This is a genomic window from Paenirhizobium cremeum, assembly GCF_022884085.1.
GTDB classification, from domain to species: Bacteria; Pseudomonadota; Alphaproteobacteria; order Rhizobiales; family Rhizobiaceae; genus Allorhizobium; species Allorhizobium cremeum.
The window spans coordinates 17,593-40,347 of record NZ_JAGGCS010000001.1 but is presented as its reverse complement, the minus strand read 5'-3'; the positions used below and the strand labels follow the sequence as shown (position 1 = coordinate 40,347).

Genomic DNA, 22,755 nt, shown 5'->3' with positions numbered 1-22,755 from the left:
CGATTGCAATTTCGTCATGCGAAGCATAGAGCAAGGCCATGAGTTTCGATCCCTTTTCCGACCTGCCTTCGATGATGCCCGGCCATGTCTGGCTGGCGGGCGCGGGACCGGGCGATCCCGGTCTGCTGACGCTGCTTGCGGCAAAGGCTCTCAGAGAAGCGGATGTGATCGTTCATGACGCGCTGGTCAACGAGGATTGCCTGAAGCTCGCCCGTTCCGGCGCTGAACTCGAATATGCAGGCAAGCGCGGCGGCAAGCCTTCCGCAAAACAGCGCGACATTTCGCTGCGGTTGGTGGAGCTTGCCAGAGAGGGCCGCAAGGTTCTTCGTCTCAAGGGCGGCGACCCCTTCGTCTTCGGTCGTGGCGGCGAGGAGGCGTTGACGCTGATCGAGCATGGCGTGCCGTTCCGCATCGTGCCCGGCATTACGGCAGGCATCGGCGGCCTTGCCTATGCCGGGATTCCCGTCACTCATCGCGAAATCAATCATGCCGTCACCTTCCTGACCGGGCATGATTCCTCCGGCGTCGTCCCGGACCGGATCGACTGGGAGGCGATCGGCCGAGGCTCGCCCGTCATCGTCATGTACATGGCGATGAAACACATCGCCGCGATCAGCGCTAACCTGATGGCCGCCGGGCGCTCACCCGATGAGCCGGTCGCCTTTGTCTGCGATGCGGCCACGCCCTCGCAGAAAGTGCTGGAGACGACGCTCGGGCGTGCGGTCGAGGATGTCGCCGCCTCCGGTCTCGAGCCGCCAGCCATTGTCGTGGTCGGTGAGGTGGTGCGCCTTCGGCCTTCGCTCGACTGGCTCGGCGCTTTGTCCGGGCGCGCGTTGCTTACCGATCCGTTTGCCGACCGCCACCGGAAGGACAGCGCATGAGCGGGCTTCTGATCGCAGCGCCGTCTTCCGGCGCGGGCAAGACGACCGTGACGCTCGGGCTGCTCCGGGCGCTGAAGCGGAACGGCTATGCGATCGCCCCAGGCAAGGCGGGCCCCGACTACATCGATCCGGCGTTTCATGCCGCGGCAAGCGGCGAGGTCTGTCTCAATTTCGACCCTTGGGGCATGCGTAGCGAATTGCTGCTCGCCAATGCCGCCATCCACCGTTTCGGGGGCAAGGATCTGGTGATCGAGGCCATGATGGGCCTGTTCGACGGAGCGGCCGACGGTCGCGGTTCGGCGGCGGATCTGGCGTCGATCCTCGGGCTGTCGATCGTCCTCGTGGTCGATTGCGCCAAGGCATCCCATTCGATTGCGGCGCTGGTGAGCGGATTCGCCAATTTCCGCATCGATACCCGCGTCGTCGGGGTGATCCTCAACCGGGTCGGCAGCGACCGGCATGAGACGATGCTGCGCGAGGCGCTTGGCGGTATCCGCATGCCTGTGATGGGCGTCGTCCGCTCCGATGCCTCGCTCCATCTGCCCGAGCGGCACCTCGGCCTTGTGCAGGCCGGCGAACATGGCGAACTGGAAGATTTCATCGACAGGGCGGCCACGACCGTCGAGGCAGGGTGCGATCTCGATGCGATCATGCGCAGCGCGCGCCACATTCCCGCCCGCCCCTCGGAGGCCAATATCGATCGCCTTCCGCCGCTTGGCCAGAAGATCGCCGTCGCGCGCGATGTCGCCTTTGCCTTCTGCTACGAGCACATGCTGCTCGGCTGGCGCCGGCGCGGCGCGGAGATTTCGTTCTTCTCACCGCTTGCCGACGAAGCCCCGCCGGTCGAGGCCGATGCGATCTATCTGCCGGGCGGTTATCCCGAACTGCATGCGGGCACGCTTTCCTCGGCGTCCGCCTTCCGGACCGGCATGCGGGCCGCTGCGGCTCGCGGGGTGAAGATCTATGGCGAATGCGGCGGCTACATGACACTCGGTGAGGCCCTGGTTGATGGCAATGGTGCAAGCCACGAGATGCTTGGCCTCCTTCCTGTCGTCACGAGTTATGCCGAGCGCAAGCGCCATCTGGGTTACCGGTCGCTGGTCCCGCTGACGGATTTCTTTACGGCTCCGATGTCGGCGCATGAATTTCACTACGCTTCCATCGTGTCCGAGGGGGAGGCCGATCGCCTGTTTGCCGTCGAGGATGCGCTGGGCGCCGATCTGGGGCAGGTTGGGCTGCAGCGCGGAAATGTCGCCGGCTCCTATATGCATCTGATCGATCTTGCGAGCGCCGTGGCATGAGCGGATCTGTCATTCATGGCGGCGGCATCACGGCTGCTGCGGCGCGTTTCGGTGGCCGGACGGAAGACTGGCTGGATCTTTCCACCGGCCTTAACCCATGCCCGCCCGCCTTGCCGGAAGTGGCGCTTCGCGCCTGGCATCGTCTGCCGGATCGCCACCTTGAGCGCGATGCGCGGCGGGCAGCCCAATCGTTCTACCGGACGGGGGACGTCCTGCCTTTGCCTGTGCCGGGTACGCAGTCGGCAATTCAGATGCTGCCGCGCCTCGTTGCCAGCGAAAGGTCGGTCGCCATCCTGTCGCCCACCTATGGCGAATACGGTCGTGTTTTCGAGGCAGAAGGGCGGCCGGTCGAGCGGATCGCCGGTCTCGATGACGTGGACGGTCGGCATGGTCTTGTCATGGCGGTCAATCCGAACAATCCGACGGGCAGGATCTTTCAGTCTGAGGAACTGCTGGCGGTCGCGGAGCGCCTGTCTAACGTCGGCGGACTGCTGGTGGTCGATGAGGCGTTCGGCGACTGCCTGCCGGAGGTCAGCGTCGCCGGCAAGGTGATGGACCACCCGAACCTCATCGTCTTCCGCTCGTTCGGCAAGTTTTTCGGCATGGCCGGCATTCGTCTCGGTTTCGTGGTTGCCGCGCCTGAAATCCTCGAGGGGATGGAGAGCCGGCTTGGGCCATGGGCCGTTTCCGGGCCGGCGCTTTCAGTGGCCGCCTCACTGCTTTCCGGTGAGACGGACGGCATCCGGGAGCGGATTGTCATGCGGCGGGCGGCGCTCGGCGCCGTGCTTGCCGATGCGGGTCTGCGCGTCAGCGGAGGCACCGATCTCTTTGCGCTCGTGGAGGAAGAGAAGGCGGCGGCACTTCACGAACATCTTTGCCAAGCGCACATCCTGACCCGCGCCTTTGATTATGCTCCGACATGGCTGCGGATTGGACTTGCGCCCGATGAGGATGCCGACAGGCGTCTGGCGCAGGCATTGAAGGCGTGGAGGCGATGATGCACGCTTCCATGCTTGCCGCGCTTGCGCTTGCCCTTCTCATTGACCGTGTCGTCGGTGACCCACCACGGCTCTGGGCGCGCGTGCCACATCCCGTCGTGGTGTTCGGCAAGGCGATTGCCTTTTGCGATCGGAACTTCAACCGTTCCGGGACACCTGATCCGATCCGGCGGCGAAACGGCATCATCACGATTGTGGCTTTGCTTTGCCTGTCGCTTTTCGCCGGCGGGATTCTGGAAGGGCTTTTTTCGGCCTTCGGTCGGCTGGGCCTCGTTCTCGAAGTTTTGGTGGTCGCCGTGCTCTTGGCGCAAAAGAGCCTTGCCGATCACGTTGGCGCTGTCGCCCTGGGCTTGAGGGTCGATGGTCTCGAAGGCGGGCGACGGGCCGTCTCGCTGATCGTCGGACGCGATCCCGCGACACTCGACGCGCCGGCGATCTGCCGCGCGGCCATCGAAAGCCTTGCCGAGAATTTTGCCGATGGCGTCGTGGCGCCGGCCTTCTGGTATGCCGTCCTCGGTCTGCCGGGAATCCTCGCCTACAAGATGCTGAACACCGCCGATTCGATGATCGGCCATAAGAACGAGAAATACCGCGACTTCGGCTGGGCTTCGGCCCGGCTCGACGATCTCGCCAACTGGCCGGCGGCGCGGCTGTCAGCCTTTGCCATTGCGTTTGCGACGCTTTTCGTCAGAGGGGTCACTGCCGCCAGGCGCTCGCTCTCCGTTGCGCTCAGGGATGCCGGGCTGCACCGCTCGCCGAATTCCGGCTGGCCTGAAGCAGCCATGGCCGGCGCGCTCGATATCCAGTTGACCGGGCCGCGCATCTATGGCGGTGAGCGGGTCAGCGAACCGATGATAAACGGCGCGGGCCGTGCGGTGGCGAAGGCGGCGGACATTGAGGATGGCGTGAAGGTTTTCTACGCCGCCTGCCACGTCCTTATCGGCCTTACCGCGCTGCTGGCCCTTATCGCCACACTGTAGATCGAAGTGCTGTAAGACCCGTTCCGCTTAATCTTCTCTTAGCTCTTCAGCTTAACCGGATATAACAAGCCTTCCATTAGTGTCTCTCCCTGTAAAAATCCTGGGAAACAGGAAACCGACGGGGGACATGATGCGTAAAATGCTTATCGCGGCTTCGGCCTTTCTTTCCCTGCAATGCGCTCCGGTTCTGGCGGAAGCCGGCATGCTCACGGCGAAAATCAATATTTCGACGCAAACAATGATCGTTTCGCAGAACGGTTTCGTGAAATATCGCTGGAAGGTCTCCACGGCGCGCAAGGGCTATGTCACGCCGGTCGGCAGCTATAGCGCCAAATGGGCATCGAAGAATCATCATTCGCGGAAATACGACAATGCGCCGATGCCGTTCGCGATCTTCTTCAAGGGCGGGTATGCGGTTCACGCCACCTACGACCTGAAGCGGCTCGGCTCGCCGGCGTCCCACGGCTGCATACGCCTGCATCCGGACAATGCGGCGCGCTTCTTCTCGATGGCGACGGCGAATGGCCTCAGCAATACGCGCATCGTCATTACCCGGTAAGGCCGGGCAGCGCGCCATTACTTGAATCGTTTGATGGTCGAAGGCCGGCTGCGATCAGTCGTTGCCGGCTGCATAGCGCAGGCGATTGAGATCGGGAACGACCACATGACGATTGTTCTCGATGACGATGATGCCGTCCTTGCGCAGCTTGGTCATCTGGCGGCTGACCGTCTCGATGGTAAGGCCCAGGAAGTCGGCGATGTCGGCGCGCGACAGCGGCAGGTCGAAGGTCGATGCGTTGCCGCTTTCGGGATCGATGTGGGTGGCGATCAGATACAGGAAGCTCGCGACCTTCTCCTGGGCGGTCTTGCGGCCGAGCGTCAGCATCCAGTCGCGCGCCTCGTCCAGCTCCTTCAGCGACTGCACGTGCAGCTTGCGTTCGAGATCCGGCGCTTCGCCGACCATGCGGTCGATCAAGGGGCGCGGGAAGGTGCAGATTTCCGTATCGGTCGCAGCTTCCGCGGTAATGGTGCTTTCGCCGAGGAAGGGACGACCGAGGAAATCGGGGGCGAATTGCAGGCCGACGATCTGCTGACGGCCGTCTGCCATCATCTTCGACAGCTTGACCACGCCGTTCAGGATGTTGCTGTAGCTCGATACGCGCTCGCCCTGGCCGATAACTTCCTCGCCCGCCTCAATTTTGCGCCGGGTTGAGTGTTTGTTGAGTTCGGAAAGCTGCGCGCTGCTCAAGGCGGCACAGACCCCTCCGTGACGTGCTTCGCAGGCTCGGCAGACCATGGGGGCCTCGCATTCGCCTGTCGTTCTTTTAAGTACGTCCATTTCCAGCAGATCCCCTGCGGCGCTAAAACCCCGGCCGCCGGCGCAGGTTCACCACGCAGCAGCCTGCCCGAAGGCCAGCGAGTTCTAGTTGAACTCTTGCCGTTAATCTACCAGCAAATTGATCGAAGTCAAAGGCAGGGGCTGCGACCGAGCGTATCAGGGAGGGGTCCCGATCCTGTCCAAAATGCGGATAAATTCATGCAAACTTCCCTTCTGGCCAAGTATTCCGGCGCTGTTCCCCGCTATACGAGCTATCCCACGGCGCCCCACTTCAACGAAAGTATCGACTGCGGCAAATATGCGCAGTGGCTTGGCGAACTCGGGTCAGGGCAGGATCTGTCGCTATATCTCCATATTCCCTATTGCGACCGGTTGTGCTGGTTCTGTGCCTGTCACACCAAGCACACCCTGAAATACGAGCCGATCGCGACCTATCTTGCGTCGCTGAAGCGCGAGATCGCCAGGGTCGGCGGCCTCGTCAGCCGCGAAGCCAAGGTTTCGGCGGTCCATTTCGGCGGGGGCTCGCCGACCATGGTCGCGCCCAAGGATATGGTCGACCTCATGAAGGCTCTGCGCGATGCCTTTGCCTTCGGTGACAATGTCGAAATCAGCGTCGAGATGGACCCGAACGACCTCGACGAGCCCCGCTACGATGCGCTCGCCGCCATCGGCATGACGCGCGCCAGCCTCGGCGTGCAGGATTTCAATCCCAAGGTGCAAAAGACCATCAACCGTATCCAGACCTTCGAGCAGACGAAATCGGTGGTCGATGCCGTCAGGGCGAGGGGCGTTCATTCCGTCAATTGCGATATTCTCTACGGACTGCCCTATCAGACGATCGGGACGCTCGAAACGACGGTGGGCGACATCATTTCGCTTTCCCCGGACCGGATCGCGCTGTTCGGCTATGCGCATGTGCCGTGGATGAAGAAGCACCAGACGATGATTCCCGAAGATGCGCTACCGGATGTCGAGGAGCGTTTCCGGCAGATGACGAGGGCGGCGGACATGCTGATCGAGGCCGGTTACGAGCCGATCGGCATCGACCACTTCGCCCGGCCCGACGACAGGCTCGCGGTCGCAGCGCGCGCCGGAAAGCTCCGCCGCAACTTTCAGGGCTATACCGACGACGCGGCGGAGGCCCTGATCGGGCTTGGCGCATCCTCGATCGGACAGCTCCCGCAGGGCTATGTGCAGAACATGCCGGCGACGGGAGAATACGAGCGGCTGGCCGATGCGGACGGGCTCGCCGTGGTGCGCGGGATCGAACTCAGCGAGGACGACCGGCTGCGCGCCCACGTGATCGAGCAGATCATGTGCCGCTTCGGTTTCTCGTTCGATACCGTCAGGGCGCTCTTTCCCCGGACCGGCGAAGCGGTGATCGCCGAGGCGCGGGCGTTCTGCGCAGGCAACAGCGACGGTATCTGCGAGATCGCCGGCGACGATTTCCGACTCACAGAGGCGGGGAAGCCCTTTGCCCGCAGCGTTGCGGCGGTGTTCGACAGCTATCTCGCCAACGGCAAGGGCCGCCACTCCATCGCTGTTTGAGTTGAGCAACACCTTGCGTGCAAATTTCGCGATTGGTGAAACTTGCCATTGGCTTTTAGAATGGTTTTCCCTATGTGGAACACAGATTTTCGACATATGAGGTAAATGGCGTGAGCGCTACATTCGACAAAGTTGCCGACATCATCGCTGAGACGAGCGAAATCGACCGCGAAACGATTACGCCGGAAAGCCATACGATCGACGACCTCGGCATCGACAGCCTCGATTTCCTCGACATCGTATTCGCGATCGACAAGGAATTCGGCATCAAGATCCCGCTTGAGCAGTGGACGCAGGAAGTCAACGAAGGCAAGGTTTCCACCGAAGAGTATTTCGTGCTGAAGAACCTCTGTGCCAAGATCGACGAACTGAGGGCAGCCAAGGGCTGATCCGCCTTGGCGCATCGGTCCGAAAATCGGATTCGATTTTCGGAGAGTTCGATGCGCAAAATCAAGATATTAGAGCGTTGTTTGCGCGTCCTTTTGGGCGTGCGACGCTCTAGGGCGGAGGTTTCCGATGCTGCTTGAATATTTCCAGATGATCGACAAGGTCGAGGCGGTGGACCTCGGCCTTTCCGTGCTTAAGGCAAGGTCGGTCGTGCCGCAGTCAAGCCCCGTTTTCGAAGGGCACTTTCCCGGCATGCCGCTCGTTCCCGGCGTTCTCCTGATCGAAACCATGGCGCAGGCGTCGGGCATGCTGCTTCTCGCGGTCAAGGACTTTTCCGCCATGCCCTTCCTGATGTCGGTCGACGGCGCAAAGATGCGCACCTTCGTCGAACCGGGCGCGGTGCTTGACATCGAGGCGCAGTTGGAACACGACGGCTCCGGCTTTGCGGTGACCAAGGCGAAGATTTCGTCCGAGGGCAAGAAGGTCTGCGACGCGCAGCTCAAGCTCAGGACCATGCCGTTCAGCGAAGTGCCGCTTGCCGACATCGTGCGCAAGCGTGCCACCGAAATCGGCCTCATGGAGGCCATTGCCGCCGCCCGATAGTGCATTTCCGGGTGGCCGGTCGTTTTTGATGGATGCGGGCCGGCTGTATGCCGCCGCCCGCTGCGCCGGACCCGATCCGGCGAGAGGATTGAAGATGGTCAAGAAACCGAATGACGTGGTGATTACCGGGATCGGCATCGTCACGTGCCATGGAACCGGCAAGGAGCCTCATATCGCGCTGCTTTCGGCAGCCGGCGCCCCGGCTCCCGTCGTCGAGACGGAGAAGTTCAAGCCGTATCCGGTTCACCCCATGCCCGAGATCGACTGGTCGCAGCAGATTGCCAAGCGGGGCGATCAGCGCCAGATGGAGAACTGGCAGCGGCTCGGCGTCTATGCGGCGGGTCTCGCGCTCGACGATGCCGGCCTGAAGGACAACGCCGAGGCGTGCTCGACCATGGACATGATCGTTGCGGCCGGTGGCGGCGAGCGCGATATCAACGTCGATACGCTGATCGTCGACGAAGGGCTTAAGCGCAACGATCGCGCCCAGCTGGTCAACGAAAAGCTCACCACCGAGCTGCGCCCGACGCTTTTCCTCGCGCAGCTTTCCAACCTGATGGCCGGGAACATCTCTATCGTTCACAAGGTCACCGGTTCCTCGCGCACCTTCATGGGCGAGGAAGCCGCCGGCATTTCCGCCGTCGAGACGGCGTTTGCCCGCATCCAGGCCGGTCAGTCGACCCATACGCTCGTCGGCGGTGCATTCATTGCCGACCGCGACGACATTTTCCTGCTGGTCGAAGGCATCCAGGCGCATGCCACCGGTGAGTGGCGGCCGCTCTGGCAGCGCCAGCCAGGTCACGGTGGCGGCATGGTGCTCGGCACGGTCGGCGCATTCCTGATGCTCGAGTCGCGTGCTCATGCGGAAGCGCGCGGCGCCCATATCTATGCCTCGATCGACGCCATCGAGGGCGACCGCGGCCGGCGCGAGGATGGCGGGCTCGAAAAGCGCATGAAGCGCATGGCGTCGTCCGTCGCCGCAGGCGCCGGAGAGGGTACGCTCGTCCTTTCGGGCGCGAGCGGCATGGTCGATCTTTCCGCCCGGGAAAAGACGGTTCTGCAAGAAGCCTTTCCGGGAGCCGCGCTGCGCGGTTTCGGCGGTGTGACCGGTCACGCGCTTGAAGCGCAGTTTCCGCTCGGCCTCGCTCTTGCCGCCCTTGCGCTCGATACAAAAGCGGTTGTGCCGTCGTTCGATGAGAAGAATGAGGGCGTCATGGCAAAACCGGCGACGGATGCCGTGGTGACGACGGTCGGATATGTGCGCGGCGAAGGCATGGCGCATCTTTCGGCCGAAGCGTGAGGAGATAGGATCATGACGGAATCGCGTTTCAAGGACCATCTCGGCCGCCCGATCATCGCCGTAACAGGCATGGGCGTCATCACCTCGCTCGGGCAGGGGCTCGCCGACAACTGGGAAAAACTGACCGGCGGCGTCTCCGGCATCCACAAGATCTCGCGTTTCCCGACCGAGGGCCTGAATACCCGCATCAGCGGCACCGTGGATTTCATCGAGCTTCCGGCCGTCAACGCCGTCGAGCGCTCCTATGCCATGGCGCGCGAAACGACCATCGAGGCGCTGGCCCAGGCTGGTCTTTCCGGTGATTTCGACGGTCCTCTCTTCCTTGCCGCCCCGCCGGTCGAGCCGGAGTGGGACGACCGTTTCAATCTCGCGGAACGCACGCCGCCTGAAGACAATCAGGGCCACGCCTATCATCGCCTTCTGGCGGCCATGCGCGCCAAGGCCGATCCGGTCTTCCTCGAAGCCGTGCAGTTCGGTTCCATTTCCGAACGGCTTGCCGACCGCTTCGGTACGCGCGGGTTGCCGGTGACGCTTTCGACCGCCTGTGCTTCGGGAGCTACGGCAATCCAGCTTGGCGTCGAGGCTATCCGCCAGGGCCGGACAGAACGGGCGCTGACGGTTGCGACCGATGGTTCGGTCGGCGCGGAAGCCCTGATCCGCTTCGCGTTGCTCTCGGCTCTCTCCACACAGAACGATCCGCCGGAAAAGGCATCGAAGCCGTTCAGCAAGGACCGCGACGGTTTCGTTATCGCCGAAGGTGCAGCGACGCTGGTGCTGGAATCTCTTGAAGCAGCTGTCGCTCGTGGCGCAAAGGTCCTCGGCATTATGAAGGGTTGCGGCGAGAAGGCCGACCATTTCCACCGCACGCGCTCCTCGCCGGACGGCGGACCGGCGATTGCCACGATCCGGGCGGCTCTCGAGGATGCGGGTCTTTCGGAAGAGGCGGTGGGTTATATCAATGCCCACGGCACGTCGACGCCGGAAAACGACAAGATGGAATACGGCGCGATGCTCTCCGTCTTCGGCGAGCGGCTGAAGGACCGGATTCCGGTTTCGTCCAACAAGTCGATGATCGGTCACACGCTGACGGCCGCAGGCGCGGTCGAGGCCGTGTTCTCGATCCAGACCATGCTGACGGGAACGCTTCCGCCGACCATCAACTACGTCAATCCCGATCCGGCGATCGTTCTCGACGTGGTGCCGAACGTGAAGCGGTCGGCCGATGTTTCGGTCGTGCTGTCGAACTCCTTCGGCTTCGGCGGGCAGAACGCCAGCCTTGTCATGACGCGTGAACCGGCTTAAGCGACGGATCATCGTCCCGTTACCAGATAAGAACGCCCTCAGGGCGCGAGGATAGACCTTATGCGCGCACTCCAGCTCGTCGAAGACCGCAAGCTTGAAATCGTGGATCTGCCGGAACCGGAAGCGCCGGGCCCGGGCGAGGTGACGTTGCGCGTCAAGGCCGTCGCGCTCAACCATATCGACGTCTGGGGCTGGCGCGGCATGGCCTTTGCCAAACGCAAGATGCCGCTGACCATCGGCGCGGAGGCAGCCGGCGTGGTCGAGGCGATCGGCCCGGGCGTTTCCAACGTTCTGCCGGGTCAGCTCGTGTCCGTCTATGGCGCGCGCGTCTGCGGTCTCTGCAAGCCCTGCCGCGAAGGTCGCGACAACCTTTGCGAACATGTCGGCGGCGTGCATGGGTTCCACCTCGACGGCTTCGCGCAGGAGAAGATGAACATTCCGGCTCGCCAGCTCGTGCCGGCGCCTCCGGGCATCGATGCGGTTGCCGCAGCCCTTGCCCCGGTCACCTTCGGCACCGTCGAGCACATGCTGTTCGACAACGCCAAGCTTGAACCCGGCGAGACCATTCTAGTGCATGCCGGAGGCTCGGGCATCGGCACGGCCGCCATCCAGCTCGCCAAGAAGATCGGCTGCACCGTCATCACCACCGTCGGCTCGGACGACAAGATCGAGCGGGCCAAGGCGCTTGGCGCCGATCACGTCATCAACTACCGCACCGACCGCTTCGAAGGCGCCGTGCGCAAGCTGACCAAGAAGAAGGGCGTCGACGTCGTGTTCGAACATGTCGGCAAGGATACCTGGGCGGGCTCCATGCTCTGCCTCAAGCGCGGCGGGCGTCTCGTCACCTGCGGCTCGACTTCCGGCGTTTCGACCGACATGAACCTGATGATGCTGTTCCAGCAGCAGTTGAAGCTGCTCGGCTCCTTCGGCTGCCGCATGGAGAACATGGCGAACGCCATGCAGAAGATGGCGCGCGGCATCGTGCATCCGGTCATCGACACGGAAGTCGGCCTCGAGGACATCGACCGTGCGCTCGTCCGCATGGAGGGACGGCAGGTATTCGGCAAGATCGTCCTCAAGATGGACTGACCTTTGAGGCCGCTCATCACCAAGATCGTTCTGGCGTTTCGCCGCTTTCCGCAATGGCTGGTGGCGAAGCTGGTGCTTGTCTTACTGCAGGTGCTGAAACTCCTGCCCGCCGATGCGGCGATCAATGCCGCCGACCGGGTGGTCCGTTTCATCGGGCCGAAGACGTCGCGTCACAAGCTGATGCTCACCAATCTCCGCAATGCCTTTCCGGAAAAGAGCGCGGCCGAGATCGACAGGATCGCGGCCGACGCCTGGGGGCATATGGGCCGGCAGCTTGCGGAATATGTCTTTCTCGATGAGCTTTTCGATTTCGATCCCGAACGCCAGGGCGAGGGCCGTGTGGAGGTTTCAGGCGTTCCGATTTTCATCGACCTCCTGGAAAATCCGCGTCCGTTTATCGTCTTCACCGGCCATACCGGCAATTTCGAGATGCTGCCGGTGGCCGGCGCCGCTTTCGGCCTCTATGTGACGGTGCTGTTCCGCCCGCCGAACAATCCCTATATCGCCGACATGGTCTTCGACTTCCGGCGCGCTCGCATGGGCAATCTCGTTCCCTCTCATGCCGGCTCTTCGTTCCAGCTCGCCCGCCAGCTCGAAGCGGGTGCCGGCGTTGGCATCCTGGTCGACCAGAAATTCAAGAAGGGGCAGCCGACGACCTTCTTCGGCCGTGACGTCCGAACCAATCCATTGCTCGCCAAACTTGTGCGGCAATTCGGTTGCGAGGTCTATCCGGCCCGCTGCATCCGCCTGCCGAACAACCGCTACCGGCTGGAAATCGAGCCGAAGGTGGAGCTTCCGCGTGACAAGGACGGCCGTATCGACGTGCAGGCCACCGCCCAGTATCTCAACGACAAGGTCGAATCCTGGGTGCGGGAATATCCGGAGCAATGGCTCTGGTATCACGACCGCTGGAATATCAAGAAGAATCTTTAGCCTAAATCAGCAGCTTGCCGCCCGCATCCGCCTTCGCAACGCAATCGCATTTGTCGCGAATGCGCGACTGTAACGTTGCAAACGCGTTTTCAATCCGGGTTCTTCTTGCTTGGTCGCCGGCGGACAGAGGGCAATACCTGAAAGTTAAGTAGTTGAATGTGAGATACATTCATGTTAACTCGCTCGAAAGAAAATGAGACCTTTGGTTGTATTTCATGAGCGTCGCTGCCGGCCCGGCGGTGCAGTTAAGGAGTGGTGCAAGTTGACTGCAAACGACTCCCGTCAGGATGATCTGCTGCCGCTGTTCGAGGCGGTTTCCATGAAGAGCGTACAGCTTCAGCAGGCAATCCGTGTCGGCGACGATCATCTTGTGCGCCTGCTCGACCGGGAACTCGACCCGTTGATTTCCGCCGTCGTGAACTACCGGGCGGCGGACATGAGGGAGATCCAGCTTCAGTTGCGCTTTGTCGGCAACCTGATCCGCGAAGATGCGGACGACCGGTCCTGTGTGCTCAGGCATGCCGCGACCCTTTCTGTCCTGCTCGACAGGTATTTCGGTTCCGAGGCGATGGCGGGCGGCGATGTCCCGGCGGTTGCACCGAGACCGCTGGAGGCGGACGGGGACGATCTTCTCAACGAGTCCATCCTGAACAATCTGCCGGATCGCGTCGCGGTGGTGACGCTCGATTACCGCTATCTCTATGCCAATCCCGCCCATGCGAACTTTTTGGGGCGCACGCCGCTCGAGCTTGTCGGCCGCAGGATCTTCGATTTTCTCGACGATGCGGACGGAGCCGGCGCCATCGAGCGAAATCTCGACCGGTGCTTCGCGGGCGAGCAGGTCGATCATACCTATCTTCGCCGGGACGAGGGCAGGCGCGGCCTGCTGCGCTACCGGCTGACGCCGCTGCGAACGCCGCGCGACGAGGTGGTGGGGGCGGTGATGATGCTGACCGACGGCGTGGGAGCGGCCGGGGAAATCGCCGCCTGAGAACGTCCGAAGACCGGACGGGCTGGCGGAGACCTCGGTTCCGGATCAGTTGCGGCCGGGGATGATCGCGTCGTCCTGGAACTGCAGCAGCAGGTATTCCCGCTCGAAGGCGATGTGGCGTCGCATGCCTTCGAAAAAGCCCCGCAGCATATAGCCGACGGCCTCCATGTTGACGGGCAGGCCGGAGCCGAGTTTCAACAGCGCGTCCGTCAATTCCTCGGCAAAACACTCATCCTCGAAATGCTCGAATTTCAGGCGGTCCAGCGTGTCGTGCATGCGCGGGGCCTGGGAGGCGGTCGCCTCCAGCCACGGAAAGAGAACGGTCTCTTCGTAGTGATGCACGCCCTTTATCAGCGGACCAAGCGCCTTGGCGGCGTAGATGCATTTCTGCCGGTTGATGCTGGCCGGAAGCGAATCGGCGATCTCCTCAAGTTCGGTGCAGAGCGCGAGTTGCTCCTCGTGCGCCTTGCGGAGCCAGGCAAGGCTACGTTGATCCTCCGTCAGCACGTTGACCGGCGGGAAGGGGCCTTTTCCGTTGACCGGATCGTTCTTTGGCGTTTTGGCGTGCATGGTCCGCTTTCTCCGGCGCGTCGATACGTCGCGTATGCAGTTGCTTCGTGTTCCAGCCGTCCCCTTTCGCCCCGCTGCAAGGGATCTAGCGCTCTTCCCCTGTCGAGCGCGATGCAACCGGGCGATGATGCGACTTTTCCCAAAAGAGCTTCCCCTTGCATTGATTTGGATCAAGGTGTCTTCTCGTCTTGAATGCGAATTCTGCACACGACGCAGGAGGAATCTGCTCGCAAGAGACGAGACGATCCCTGTGAATGATCAGCAAGCCGTTGGGGGATTCCAACAATGAATTACACGTTAGAAACAATGGTGATGGCGGTCCTCGCCTTCGCCGCGCTGCTCGGGGCGGCTTTCGCCTATGACAGCCTGTTCGCGACCCATATGTGGGTTGCGTTCTTCGTGCTCACTGCCGGCACGATCGTCATGCTGCGACGGATGCAGTTCGCACCCGTAAGCGCCAAGACTGCCGCCCAGATCAAGTCCGAGTATTTTGACGAAGTCGTCAAGTACGGCGTCGTCGCCACGGTGTTCTGGGGCGTGGTCGGCTTCCTCGTCGGCGTCGTGGTTGCCCTCCAGCTGGCATACCCGGACCTGAACATCGAACCGTGGTTTAATTTTGGCCGCATGCGTCCGTTGCATACGTCCGCGGTCATTTTCGCCTTCGGTGGCAACGCGCTGATCGCGACGTCCTTCTATGTGGTACAGCGCACCTCGCGCCAGCGGCTGTTCGGCGGCTCGCTCGGCTGGTTCGTGTTCTGGGGCTACAACCTCTTCATCGTGATGGCCGCAACGGGCTATCTGCTGGGCATTACCGAGGGACGCGAGTATGCCGAGCCGGAATGGTATGTCGATCTCTGGCTGACCGTTGTCTGGGTCGCCTATCTGATCGCCTTCATCGGCACGATCTTCACCCGCAAGGAATCGCACATCTACGTTGCGAACTGGTTCTACCTGTCCTTCATCGTCACCATCGCGATGCTGCACATCGTCAACAACCTGTCGATGCCGGTCTCGTTCCTGGGTTACAAGAGCTACTCGCTCTTCTCGGGCGTACAGGACGCGCTGACCCAGTGGTGGTACGGCCACAACGCCGTGGGCTTCTTCCTCACCGCGGGCTTCCTCGGTATGATGTACTATTTCGTGCCCAAGCAGTCGGGTCGTCCGGTCTATTCCTACCGCCTGTCGATCATCCACTTCTGGGCGCTGATCTTCATGTATATCTGGGCAGGCCCGCACCATCTGCACTATACGGCGCTGCCTGACTGGGCCCAGACGCTCGGCATGGTCTTCTCCATCATGCTGTGGATGCCCTCGTGGGGTGGCATGATTAACGGCCTGATGACGCTTTCGGGCGCATGGGACAAGATCCGTACTGATCCGATCATCCGCATGATGGTTATCGCCATCGCCTTCTACGGCATGTCGACCTTCGAAGGACCGATGATGTCGATCAAGGCCGTCAACTCGCTCAGCCACTACACCGACTGGACCATCGGTCACGTCCATTCCGGCGCTCTCGGCTGGGTCGGCATGATTACCTTCGGCGCCGTCTACTACCTGACGCCCAAGCTGTGGAACCGCAACCGTCTCTACTCGCTGCGTCTCGTCAACTGGCATTTCTGGCTCGCAACTCTCGGCATCGTCATCTACGCCGCCGTTCTGTGGGTTGCCGGTATCCAGCAGGGCCTGATGTGGCGCGAATACGACAATCAGGGCTTCCTGGTCTATTCGTTCGCAGAAACGGTCGCAGCCATGTTCCCGTACTACGTCCTGCGCGCCGTCGGCGGTGGCCTGTACCTCCTGGGTGGTCTCGTCATGGCCTATAACGTGCTGATGACGATCCTCGGTTACGAACGTCAGGAAGCTCCGATCCCGGGCTCCACCGTTCCCGCCGCCGTCCAGCCGGCTGAATAAGAAGGAAGGCTTTCATGTCCATTCTTGATAAACACGCAATCCTCGAGAAGAACACGAGCCTTCTGTTCCTCGGTTCCCTGCTGGTCGTCACCATCGGCGGTATCGTGGAAATCGCTCCGCTGTTCTATCTCGAGAACACCATCGAGAAGGTCGAGGGAATGCGGCCTTACTCGCCGCTGGAACTCGCAGGCCGCAACATCTACGTCCGTGAAGGCTGCTACGTCTGTCACAGCCAGATGATCCGGCCCTTCCGCGACGAGGTGGAGCGCTACGGCCATTACTCGCTCGCCGCGGAATCGATGTACGACCATCCGTTCCAGTGGGGCTCGAAGCGGACGGGTCCCGATCTCGCCCGCGTCGGCGACCGCTACTCGAACGAGTGGCACGTGCAGCACCTGACGGAACCGCGTGACGTGGTCCCGGAATCGATCATGCCGAGCTATGCGTTCCTGAAGACGACGCCGCTCAAGGTCACCGACGTTTCGATGGACCTCAAGGCCAACAGGACCGTCGGTGTGCCGTACACCGACGAAATGATCGAGAACGGTGCTGCGGATCTTGCCGCCCAGGCCGATCCGAACGCGGATACGACGGCATTGCTCGCCCGTTATCCGAAGGCCAAGGTCGGCGACTTCGATGGCAATCCGGCACAGCTCACCGAGATGGATGCGCTGGTTGCCTACCTCCAGATGCTCGGTACGCTCGTCGACTTCTCGACCTACGACGACGCGACCGGTTACCGCTGAGGAGGGGCACATGGAAACCTATACGGCCATGCGCCACTTCGCAGACAGCTGGGGCCTGCTGGGCATGACGTTGTTCTTCGTGGGCGTCGTCGTGTTCACCTTCCGGCCCGGCGGAAAGAAACCGGCCGACGAAGCGGCAAGCATCCCTCTCAAGGAGGACTAAGAGATGGCACAAAAACATATTGACGAAATCAGTGGCGTCGAAACCACTGGCCACGAGTGGGATGGCATCCGCGAACTGAACAACCCGATGCCGCGCTGGTGGGTTTATACCTTCTACGCCACCATCCTGTGGGCGATCGGCTATACGATCGCCTATCCGGCCTGGCCGCTCCTGAAGGAAAACACCAAGGGCATGCTCGGCTTTTCCAGCCGCGCACAGGTGGCTGCGGAACTCAGCGATGCCAAGGCCGCCCAGGCGGTCTTCGTCGAGAAGATTGCAGCCCTTCCGCTCGCCGAGATCGTTGCCGATCCGGAACTTGCCCAGTTCGCGACGGCCGGCGGTGCTGCTGCCTTCAAGGTCAACTGCACGCCCTGCCACGGTTCGGGCGCTGCCGGCGGCATCGGCTATCCGAACCTCAACGACGACGACTGGCTGTGGGGCGGGGATCTCGACTCGCTCTACACCACCATCGCCCATGGCATCCGCTATGAAAGCGATCCGGAGACCCGCGTTTCGGAAATGCCGGCTTTCGCCGACGTTATCGAGCCCGAGCAGGTCAAGCAGGTGGCGGCCTATGTCGTCAGTCTGACCGGTACGCCCTCGGATGCTTCCCTGGTTGAGCCCGGCAAGCAGGTCTTCGCTGACAACTGCGCTTCGTGCCATGGCGAAGACGCCAAGGGCGGCCGCGACTTCGGTGCGCCGAATCTCGCGGACGCGATCTGGTTGAAGGTCAATGGCGAGGCCGAAATCGCACAGCAGATTGCCAATCCGAAGCATGGCGTCATGCCGGCCTGGAGCGCCCGCCTCGGCGACGCCACGGTCAAGGAACTGACGGTCTACGTCCACTCGCTGGGTGGTGGCGAATAATTCCCGAAAGCTGTGGCGGAGGCGGGCAATTCCGCAGCGCCGCCGCCTCTGCCATCTCGTCCAGGGGACCACGTCTATCGAACCACGCCCTCCGGGGCGTGGTTTTTTGTCGCTGGCCATCGGGGCGGCTCGTGATCTTGTCTGTAAAACGTCAATTTCTGCTATGATTTCGGAAGCAGGCGCCTCTTGACATAGTGTTTTTCATATGAATTGCGACGCTTCGCCGCTGCTTGATATAAGTCAAGGCGAGTTATCATGCCAAATGGGAGAAGAAACACTAAACAACGAGGTCTCCGATGAATCTGCATGCTGACAAGGGAAAGGCGGGCGAGCCCGCGGAAGTCGAACGCCTGGAAGCCGAGGCGGTAATGTCGGCCAAGACACGCCGGCCTCTCTATGAAGCGCGCAAGAAGATCTTCCCGAAGAGGGCGGAGGGGCGTTTCCGCCAGTTCAAGTGGCTGGTGATGTTCGTCACTCTCGGCATCTATTATCTCACCCCGTGGCTGCGCTGGGACCGCGGTGAATTCGCTCCCGACCAAGCGGTGCTGATCGACCTCGCGCATCGTCGTTTCTACTTCTTCTTCATCGAGATCTGGCCGCAGGAATTCTTCTTCGTCGCCGGCTTGCTGGTCATGGCGGGGTTCGGGCTCTTTCTCGTCACCTCGGCGGTCGGCCGCGCCTGGTGCGGTTATACCTGTCCCCAGACGGTCTGGGTCGACCTGTTCCTGGTGGTGGAGCGGGCCATCGAAGGGGATCGAAATGCTCGCATGAAGCTCGAGAACGCGCCCTGGACCTTCGACAAGATCTGGAAGCGCGTTTCGAAGCATGCGATCTGGATCGCGATCGGCGTTGCCACCGGCGGCGCCTGGATCTTCTATTTCGCCGATGCGCCGACGCTTCTCATGGACGTCGTGACCGGGGAGGCCCAACCGGTCGCCTATATGACCGTCGCCATCCTGACCGCCACGACCTATCTGTTCGGCGGCCTGATGCGCGAGCAGGTCTGCATCTACATGTGTCCCTGGCCGCGTATCCAGGCGGCGATGCTCGACGAGAATTCGCTGGTCGTCACCTATAACGACTGGCGGGGTGAGCCTCGTTCTCGGCATGCCAAGAAGGCTGCTGCGGCAGGCGAGATCGTCGGCGATTGCGTCGATTGCAATGCCTGCGTCGCCGTCTGTCCCATGGGCATCGACATTCGCGACGGGCAGCAGCTCGAATGTATCACCTGCGCCCTCTGCATCGATGCCTGCGACGGCGTCATGGACAAGATCGGCAAGCCACGCGGGCTCATTGCCTATGCGACGCTTGACGAGTATCAGTCGAACATGGCGATGGCGACGGCCAACGGCACGACTTCGATCAACCCGCTCAACGTTCGCAAGCCCGACGGCTCCTTCAGTGACAAGGTCCGGCATTTCAACTGGCGGATCATCTTCAGGGCGCGCACGCTGCTCTACATGGGCGTCTGGTCCGCCGTCGGGATCGGTCTTCTCGTTGCGCTGCTCAGTCGCGACCGGCTGGAGCTCAACGTGCTGCATGACCGCAATCCGCAGTATGTTCTCGAGTCCAACGGCTCGATCCGCAACGGATATACGCTTCGCATCTTGAACATGATCCCCGAGCCTCGCAATATCGTGGTATCGCTCGAGGGGTTGCCTGACGCCACCATGAAGGTCAACGGCGTGTCGGCCGAGGAGGTTCGTTCCTTCTCCGTCTCCGTCGAGCCGGACGAGGCCACCACGCTCAAGGTGTTCGTCACGCTGCCGGGCGATCAGGTGGCGTGGGAATCCGAGCACTTCCGCTTCACCGTCAAGGATGCGGCCGGAGGTGAGGAAAATTCATACAAGGCCGTCTTCATCGGGCCCGGAGTGAAGAAGAGATGACTGTCGCAGGCAACGAGAAGACCGGTTTCGTTTTCACCGGCTGGCATATGTTCGCCATTCTGGTGGCGTTCTTTGGAACCATCATCACGGTCAACATGACGATGGCTTACTATGCTTCATCGACATGGAGCGGTCTGGTGGTGCAGAATACCTACATCGCCAGCCAGGAGTTCAACGGCAAGGCAGCGGCCATCCGCGACATGCTCGCGACCGGCATCAAGAGCAAGCTTGAGGTCAAGGCCGGCAGGATCGCCTATACGCTGACGCTTCCGGGCGACCAGCCGGTGATCGCCGATGAGGTCACGGCGCATTTCAAGCGCCCGGTCGGCGAGAAGCAGGACTTTACGGCGACGCTCGTTCCGGCCGGAAACGGTCTCTACGTCGCGGACCATGAGGTCGCCCATGGCCATTGGATCGTCGAGATGAAGGCCGTCAAGGATGGCAAGCTCGTCATGCACGAGGCCAACCGCATCGCGGTCATTGGAGAACAGAAATGAGCTGCTGCGCAGCCGGCACCGAAGGGGCGCTCGAAATCGAACGGGCAGGGCATGCCCTGCCGAGTTCGGAGGAATTGCGGCTTTCCAGCCGGGACCTGGGTGAGGGTCTGCATCAGGTCGATCTGAGCGTGCCGGCGGTGCATTGCGGCACCTGCATCACGACGATCGAGGGCGTGCTCAAGGCGCTTCCCGAAGTGCAGAGGGCGCGCGTCAATCTCTCGACGAAACGTGTCTCGGTCGTGTGGAAGGACGAGGTGGAGGGGCAGCCCACCGACCCCGTCAGCATCGCTCGCGCCATCGCCTCGACCGGTTACGAGTCCCATCTTTTCACCTCGGCCGAGGTCGCCTCCGACGCGTTGCGCAACCAGTTGATCCGCGCCGTTGCCGTATCGGGATTTGCGGCCGCCAATATCATGCTGCTGTCGGTCTCCGTATGGTCCGGAGCGGACGCAGCCACCCGCGACATGTTCCACTGGATTTCGGCAATGATCGCCGCGCCGGCGCTGATCTATGCCGGTCGGTTCTTCTATCAGTCGGCCTGGAACGCCATCCGGCACGGGCGCACCAACATGGATGTGCCGATCGCCATCGGCATCACGCTTTCCTATTTCATCTCGCTTTGGGAGACGATCAACCACGGCGAACACGCCTGGTTCGACGCAACGGCATCGCTTCTCTTCTTCCTGCTGATCGGCCGCACGCTGGATCACATGATGCGCGACCGGGCGCGGTCCGCCATCAGCGGCCTGGCACGGCTCAGCCCGCGCGGCGCCATGGTGGTTGCCGAAAACGGTACGCGCGACTACCGGGCGCTGGAGGAGATCCGGGTGGGCGACAGGGTGGCCGTTTCGCCTGGTGAGCGCGTGCCGGTGGACGGCATCATCCTGTCCGGCGCCAGCGACATGGACGTTTCGATCGTCAACGGCGAAAGTGCGCCGCAGCAGGTGACGACGGGCGACGCCGTGCAGGCCGGTACGCTCAGCCTCACCGGCTCCCTGGTAATCCAGGCGACGGCGACGGCGAAGAACTCCTTCCTGGCGGAAGTCATCAACCTGATGGAAGCCGCCGAAGGGGGCAGGGCGCGTTATCGCCGCATCGCCGACCGCGCCGCACAGTTCTATTCGCCTGCCGTGCACCTGACCGCCTTCGTCACCTTCCTTTCCTGGGGCTTTTATGACGGCGACTGGAAGCATGCGCTGCTGGTGGCTGTTGCGGTTCTCATCATTACCTGCCCCTGCGCGCTCGGCCTTGCCGTGCCGGTGGTGCAGGTCGTTGCCGCGGGACGCCTGTTCAAATCGGGGGTCATGGTCAAGGACGGTTCCGCCATGGAACGGCTGGCCGAGATCGATACGATCGCCTTCGACAAGACGGGGACGTTGACGCTCGGCAAGCCGCGGCTGATCGATGCGACCGGGATCGACGGCAATGCCTTTGCCATCGCCGCAGGGCTTGCCGCCCATTCGCGCCATCCGCTTTCCGACGCATTGTGGCGGGCGGCAACCGTTCCAGCGAGGATCTTCGAGACAGTTACGGAAATTCCGGGTGCCGGGGTCGAAACCCGGGCCGCGGAAGGGATCTATCGGCTGGGCAGCCGCAAGTTCGCCTGCGACGGGACTGCCGACGCGTCCGCCGATCATGCTTTCTCGGAGGTGGTGCTGTCGCTCGACGGACGTGAACTTCAAGCCTTCCGTTTCGAGGATACGCTGCGTCCCGGTGCCGAGGCTGCCATCGCGCTCCTGAAGAAACAGGGCTATTCCATCGGCATCCTCTCGGGCGACCGGGCCGCCGTCGTCGGCGCGCTTGCCAAAAGGCTCGGCATCGACAACTGGAAGGCTGAGCTTGCACCGCGCGAAAAGGCGGAATTCTGCGCTTCCGTACAGGCGGATGGCCACAGGCTGCTGATGGTCGGGGATGGCATCAACGATGCGCCGGCGCTCGCCGCCGCCCATGTCTCGATCGCGCCGGCAACGGCCGCCGATGTCGGCCGGCAGGCGGCTGACTTCGTATTCATGCGCCCCGGTCTCGAAGCGGTTGGCTTCTCCATCGAGGCGTCGCGCCGCGCCGGCCGTCTTATACGCGAGAATTTCGCTCTCGCCATCGGCTACAATGTCATCGCCGTTCCGATTGCCATTCTGGGTTATGCGACGCCGCTGATCGCTGCGGTCGCCATGTCCACCTCGTCGATCATCGTCGTTGTCAATGCGCTTCGGCTGAACCGGCTCAACCTGCGCTCCGAGGGAGAGGCATCCCAGCCGGCCGCGGGTTTCCCGGCTCCGAATGCAAGGCTTGCATCATGAACATGCTGATCTACCTGATCCCGATCGCCCTGTTTCTCGGCGGGCTGGGACTGTTCGCCTTCCTCTGGTCGCTGAAGAGCGGCCAGTACGAGGATCTGGAAGGCGCGGCATGGCGTGTGCTCGATGATGCCGACGACCGCCCAGAGAACTGACGGCTCCGTGC

The 22,755-nt window shown here is 62.2% G+C and carries 23 protein-coding genes; 21 read left to right on the top strand and 2 right to left on the bottom strand.

The window, feature by feature from the left end; translation table 11 throughout:
- Positions 1-38: 38 nt before the first annotated feature.
- The 5 genes from cobA (at position 39) to J5N58_RS00170 (ending at position 4,719) form a co-directional block, all read left to right on the top strand.
- Positions 39-881, top strand: a complete 843-nt coding sequence (cobA, locus tag J5N58_RS00190; protein ID WP_244709070.1) for a uroporphyrinogen-III C-methyltransferase — start codon at positions 39-41, stop codon at positions 879-881.
- Entirely contained in the window at positions 878-2,182 is a 1,305-nt protein-coding gene (locus J5N58_RS00185) for a cobyrinic acid a,c-diamide synthase CobB (RefSeq protein WP_112831926.1), read from the top strand. The genes cobA and J5N58_RS00185 overlap by 4 nt, the downstream gene beginning before the upstream one ends.
- On the top strand, positions 2,179-3,180 hold the full coding sequence (cobD, locus tag J5N58_RS00180) for a threonine-phosphate decarboxylase CobD (RefSeq protein WP_112831925.1): 1,002 nt from the start codon (positions 2,179-2,181) through the stop codon (positions 3,178-3,180). Before J5N58_RS00185 ends, cobD begins: the two co-directional genes overlap by 4 nt.
- Positions 3,177-4,160, top strand: a complete 984-nt coding sequence (gene cbiB, locus J5N58_RS00175) for an adenosylcobinamide-phosphate synthase CbiB (protein ID WP_244709068.1) — start codon at positions 3,177-3,179, stop codon at positions 4,158-4,160. The genes cobD and cbiB overlap by 4 nt, the downstream gene beginning before the upstream one ends.
- A 127-nt stretch (positions 4,161-4,287) precedes the next feature.
- Complete coding sequence (locus J5N58_RS00170) at positions 4,288-4,719, top strand: L,D-transpeptidase (protein ID WP_244709065.1); 432 nt, start codon at positions 4,288-4,290, stop codon at positions 4,717-4,719.
- Positions 4,720-4,773: 54 nt separating this feature from the next.
- Here J5N58_RS00170 and J5N58_RS00165 read toward each other — a convergent pair whose 3' ends face one another.
- Complete coding sequence (locus J5N58_RS00165) at positions 4,774-5,499, bottom strand: Crp/Fnr family transcriptional regulator (protein WP_112831923.1); 726 nt, start codon at positions 5,497-5,499, stop codon at positions 4,774-4,776.
- Positions 5,500-5,697: 198 nt separating this feature from the next.
- Between J5N58_RS00165 and hemN the strand changes: the two genes are divergently transcribed.
- The 8 genes from hemN to J5N58_RS00125 all read left to right on the top strand — a co-directional run bounded on the left by hemN (position 5,698) and on the right by J5N58_RS00125 (position 13,652).
- Positions 5,698-7,047 (top strand): oxygen-independent coproporphyrinogen III oxidase, encoded by a 1,350-nt coding sequence (gene hemN, locus J5N58_RS00160; protein ID WP_112831922.1) that lies wholly within the window; start codon positions 5,698-5,700, stop codon positions 7,045-7,047.
- Positions 7,048-7,157: 110 nt separating this feature from the next.
- Positions 7,158-7,436 (top strand): acyl carrier protein, encoded by a 279-nt coding sequence (locus tag J5N58_RS00155; RefSeq protein ID WP_112831921.1) that lies wholly within the window; start codon positions 7,158-7,160, stop codon positions 7,434-7,436.
- A 127-nt stretch (positions 7,437-7,563) separates the two neighbouring features.
- Entirely contained in the window at positions 7,564-8,037 is a 474-nt protein-coding gene (locus J5N58_RS00150) for a 3-hydroxyacyl-ACP dehydratase FabZ family protein (protein WP_112831920.1), read from the top strand.
- A gap of 94 nt (positions 8,038-8,131) precedes the next feature.
- Positions 8,132-9,337: a beta-ketoacyl-ACP synthase gene (locus J5N58_RS00145; RefSeq protein WP_112831944.1), complete on the top strand. Its 1,206-nt coding sequence runs from the start codon at positions 8,132-8,134 to the stop codon at positions 9,335-9,337.
- A 12-nt stretch (positions 9,338-9,349) separates the two neighbouring features.
- Positions 9,350-10,639, top strand: a complete 1,290-nt coding sequence (locus J5N58_RS00140; protein WP_244709063.1) for a beta-ketoacyl-ACP synthase — start codon at positions 9,350-9,352, stop codon at positions 10,637-10,639.
- Between the two features lie 60 nt (positions 10,640-10,699).
- The gene (locus tag J5N58_RS00135; RefSeq protein ID WP_112831918.1) at positions 10,700-11,728 is read left to right on the top strand and encodes a zinc-binding dehydrogenase; all 1,029 of its coding nucleotides are present in this window, start codon (positions 10,700-10,702) and stop codon (positions 11,726-11,728) included.
- 3 nt (positions 11,729-11,731) lie between these two features.
- Positions 11,732-12,661 carry a lipid A biosynthesis lauroyl acyltransferase gene (locus J5N58_RS00130; RefSeq protein ID WP_113439670.1) on the top strand — a complete coding sequence of 310 codons (930 nt, stop codon included), beginning with the start codon at positions 11,732-11,734 and terminating at the stop codon, positions 12,659-12,661.
- Positions 12,662-12,923: 262 nt separating this feature from the next.
- Entirely contained in the window at positions 12,924-13,652 is a 729-nt protein-coding gene (locus J5N58_RS00125) for a PAS domain-containing protein (RefSeq protein WP_244709061.1), read from the top strand.
- Positions 13,653-13,697: 45 nt separating this feature from the next.
- On the opposite strand, the gene J5N58_RS00120 is transcribed toward J5N58_RS00125, so the two are convergent.
- Complete coding sequence (locus tag J5N58_RS00120) at positions 13,698-14,222, bottom strand: hemerythrin domain-containing protein (RefSeq protein WP_112831915.1); 525 nt, start codon at positions 14,220-14,222, stop codon at positions 13,698-13,700.
- 285 nt (positions 14,223-14,507) lie between these two features.
- Between J5N58_RS00120 and ccoN the strand changes: the two genes are divergently transcribed.
- The 8 genes from ccoN (at position 14,508) to ccoS (ending at position 22,744) form a co-directional block, all read left to right on the top strand.
- Positions 14,508-16,136, top strand: a complete 1,629-nt coding sequence (gene ccoN, locus J5N58_RS00115) for a cytochrome-c oxidase, cbb3-type subunit I (RefSeq protein ID WP_112831914.1) — start codon at positions 14,508-14,510, stop codon at positions 16,134-16,136.
- 14 nt (positions 16,137-16,150) lie between these two features.
- Positions 16,151-16,882 carry a cytochrome-c oxidase, cbb3-type subunit II gene (gene ccoO, locus J5N58_RS00110; RefSeq protein WP_112831913.1) on the top strand — a complete coding sequence of 244 codons (732 nt, stop codon included), beginning with the start codon at positions 16,151-16,153 and terminating at the stop codon, positions 16,880-16,882.
- A 10-nt stretch (positions 16,883-16,892) separates the two neighbouring features.
- Positions 16,893-17,045, top strand: a complete 153-nt coding sequence (locus J5N58_RS00105; RefSeq protein ID WP_112831912.1) for a cbb3-type cytochrome c oxidase subunit 3 — start codon at positions 16,893-16,895, stop codon at positions 17,043-17,045.
- 3 nt (positions 17,046-17,048) lie between these two features.
- Positions 17,049-17,912, top strand: coding sequence for a cytochrome-c oxidase, cbb3-type subunit III (gene ccoP, locus J5N58_RS00100; RefSeq protein ID WP_112831911.1), 864 nt, complete (start codon positions 17,049-17,051; stop codon positions 17,910-17,912).
- A gap of 296 nt (positions 17,913-18,208) precedes the next feature.
- Positions 18,209-19,798: a cytochrome c oxidase accessory protein CcoG gene (gene ccoG / locus J5N58_RS00095; protein ID WP_112831910.1), complete on the top strand. Its 1,590-nt coding sequence runs from the start codon at positions 18,209-18,211 to the stop codon at positions 19,796-19,798.
- Positions 19,795-20,295: a FixH family protein gene (locus J5N58_RS00090; RefSeq protein WP_113439674.1), complete on the top strand. Its 501-nt coding sequence runs from the start codon at positions 19,795-19,797 to the stop codon at positions 20,293-20,295. The genes ccoG and J5N58_RS00090 overlap by 4 nt, the downstream gene beginning before the upstream one ends.
- A complete protein-coding gene (locus J5N58_RS00085) occupies positions 20,292-22,592 on the top strand; it encodes a cation-translocating P-type ATPase (RefSeq protein ID WP_244709059.1) in 2,301 nt (766 codons plus the stop codon). Before J5N58_RS00090 ends, J5N58_RS00085 begins: the two co-directional genes overlap by 4 nt.
- Complete coding sequence (ccoS, locus tag J5N58_RS00080; RefSeq protein WP_112831907.1) at positions 22,589-22,744, top strand: cbb3-type cytochrome oxidase assembly protein CcoS; 156 nt, start codon at positions 22,589-22,591, stop codon at positions 22,742-22,744. Before J5N58_RS00085 ends, ccoS begins: the two co-directional genes overlap by 4 nt.
- The last annotated feature ends 11 nt before the right edge of the window (positions 22,745-22,755 follow it).

Coding starts and splice junctions, on each gene's coding strand:
- cobA (WP_244709070.1), top strand. CDS start 39: ATGAGTTTCGATCCCTTTTCCGACCTGCCTTCGATGATGCCCGGCCAT.
- J5N58_RS00185 (WP_112831926.1), top strand. CDS start 878: ATGAGCGGGCTTCTGATCGCAGCGCCGTCTTCCGGCGCGGGCAAGACG.
- cobD (WP_112831925.1), top strand. CDS start 2,179: ATGAGCGGATCTGTCATTCATGGCGGCGGCATCACGGCTGCTGCGGCG.
- cbiB (WP_244709068.1), top strand. CDS start 3,177: ATGATGCACGCTTCCATGCTTGCCGCGCTTGCGCTTGCCCTTCTCATT.
- J5N58_RS00170 (WP_244709065.1), top strand. CDS start 4,288: ATGATGCGTAAAATGCTTATCGCGGCTTCGGCCTTTCTTTCCCTGCAA.
- J5N58_RS00165 (WP_112831923.1), bottom strand. CDS start 5,499: ATGGACGTACTTAAAAGAACGACAGGCGAATGCGAGGCCCCCATGGTC.
- hemN (WP_112831922.1), top strand. CDS start 5,698: ATGCAAACTTCCCTTCTGGCCAAGTATTCCGGCGCTGTTCCCCGCTAT.
- J5N58_RS00150 (WP_112831920.1), top strand. CDS start 7,564: ATGCTGCTTGAATATTTCCAGATGATCGACAAGGTCGAGGCGGTGGAC.
- J5N58_RS00145 (WP_112831944.1), top strand. CDS start 8,132: ATGGTCAAGAAACCGAATGACGTGGTGATTACCGGGATCGGCATCGTC.
- J5N58_RS00140 (WP_244709063.1), top strand. CDS start 9,350: ATGACGGAATCGCGTTTCAAGGACCATCTCGGCCGCCCGATCATCGCC.
- J5N58_RS00135 (WP_112831918.1), top strand. CDS start 10,700: ATGCGCGCACTCCAGCTCGTCGAAGACCGCAAGCTTGAAATCGTGGAT.
- J5N58_RS00120 (WP_112831915.1), bottom strand. CDS start 14,222: ATGCACGCCAAAACGCCAAAGAACGATCCGGTCAACGGAAAAGGCCCC.
- ccoN (WP_112831914.1), top strand. CDS start 14,508: ATGAATTACACGTTAGAAACAATGGTGATGGCGGTCCTCGCCTTCGCC.
- ccoO (WP_112831913.1), top strand. CDS start 16,151: ATGTCCATTCTTGATAAACACGCAATCCTCGAGAAGAACACGAGCCTT.
- J5N58_RS00105 (WP_112831912.1), top strand. CDS start 16,893: ATGGAAACCTATACGGCCATGCGCCACTTCGCAGACAGCTGGGGCCTG.
- ccoP (WP_112831911.1), top strand. CDS start 17,049: ATGGCACAAAAACATATTGACGAAATCAGTGGCGTCGAAACCACTGGC.
- ccoG (WP_112831910.1), top strand. CDS start 18,209: ATGAATCTGCATGCTGACAAGGGAAAGGCGGGCGAGCCCGCGGAAGTC.
- J5N58_RS00090 (WP_113439674.1), top strand. CDS start 19,795: ATGACTGTCGCAGGCAACGAGAAGACCGGTTTCGTTTTCACCGGCTGG.
- J5N58_RS00085 (WP_244709059.1), top strand. CDS start 20,292: ATGAGCTGCTGCGCAGCCGGCACCGAAGGGGCGCTCGAAATCGAACGG.
- ccoS (WP_112831907.1), top strand. CDS start 22,589: ATGAACATGCTGATCTACCTGATCCCGATCGCCCTGTTTCTCGGCGGG.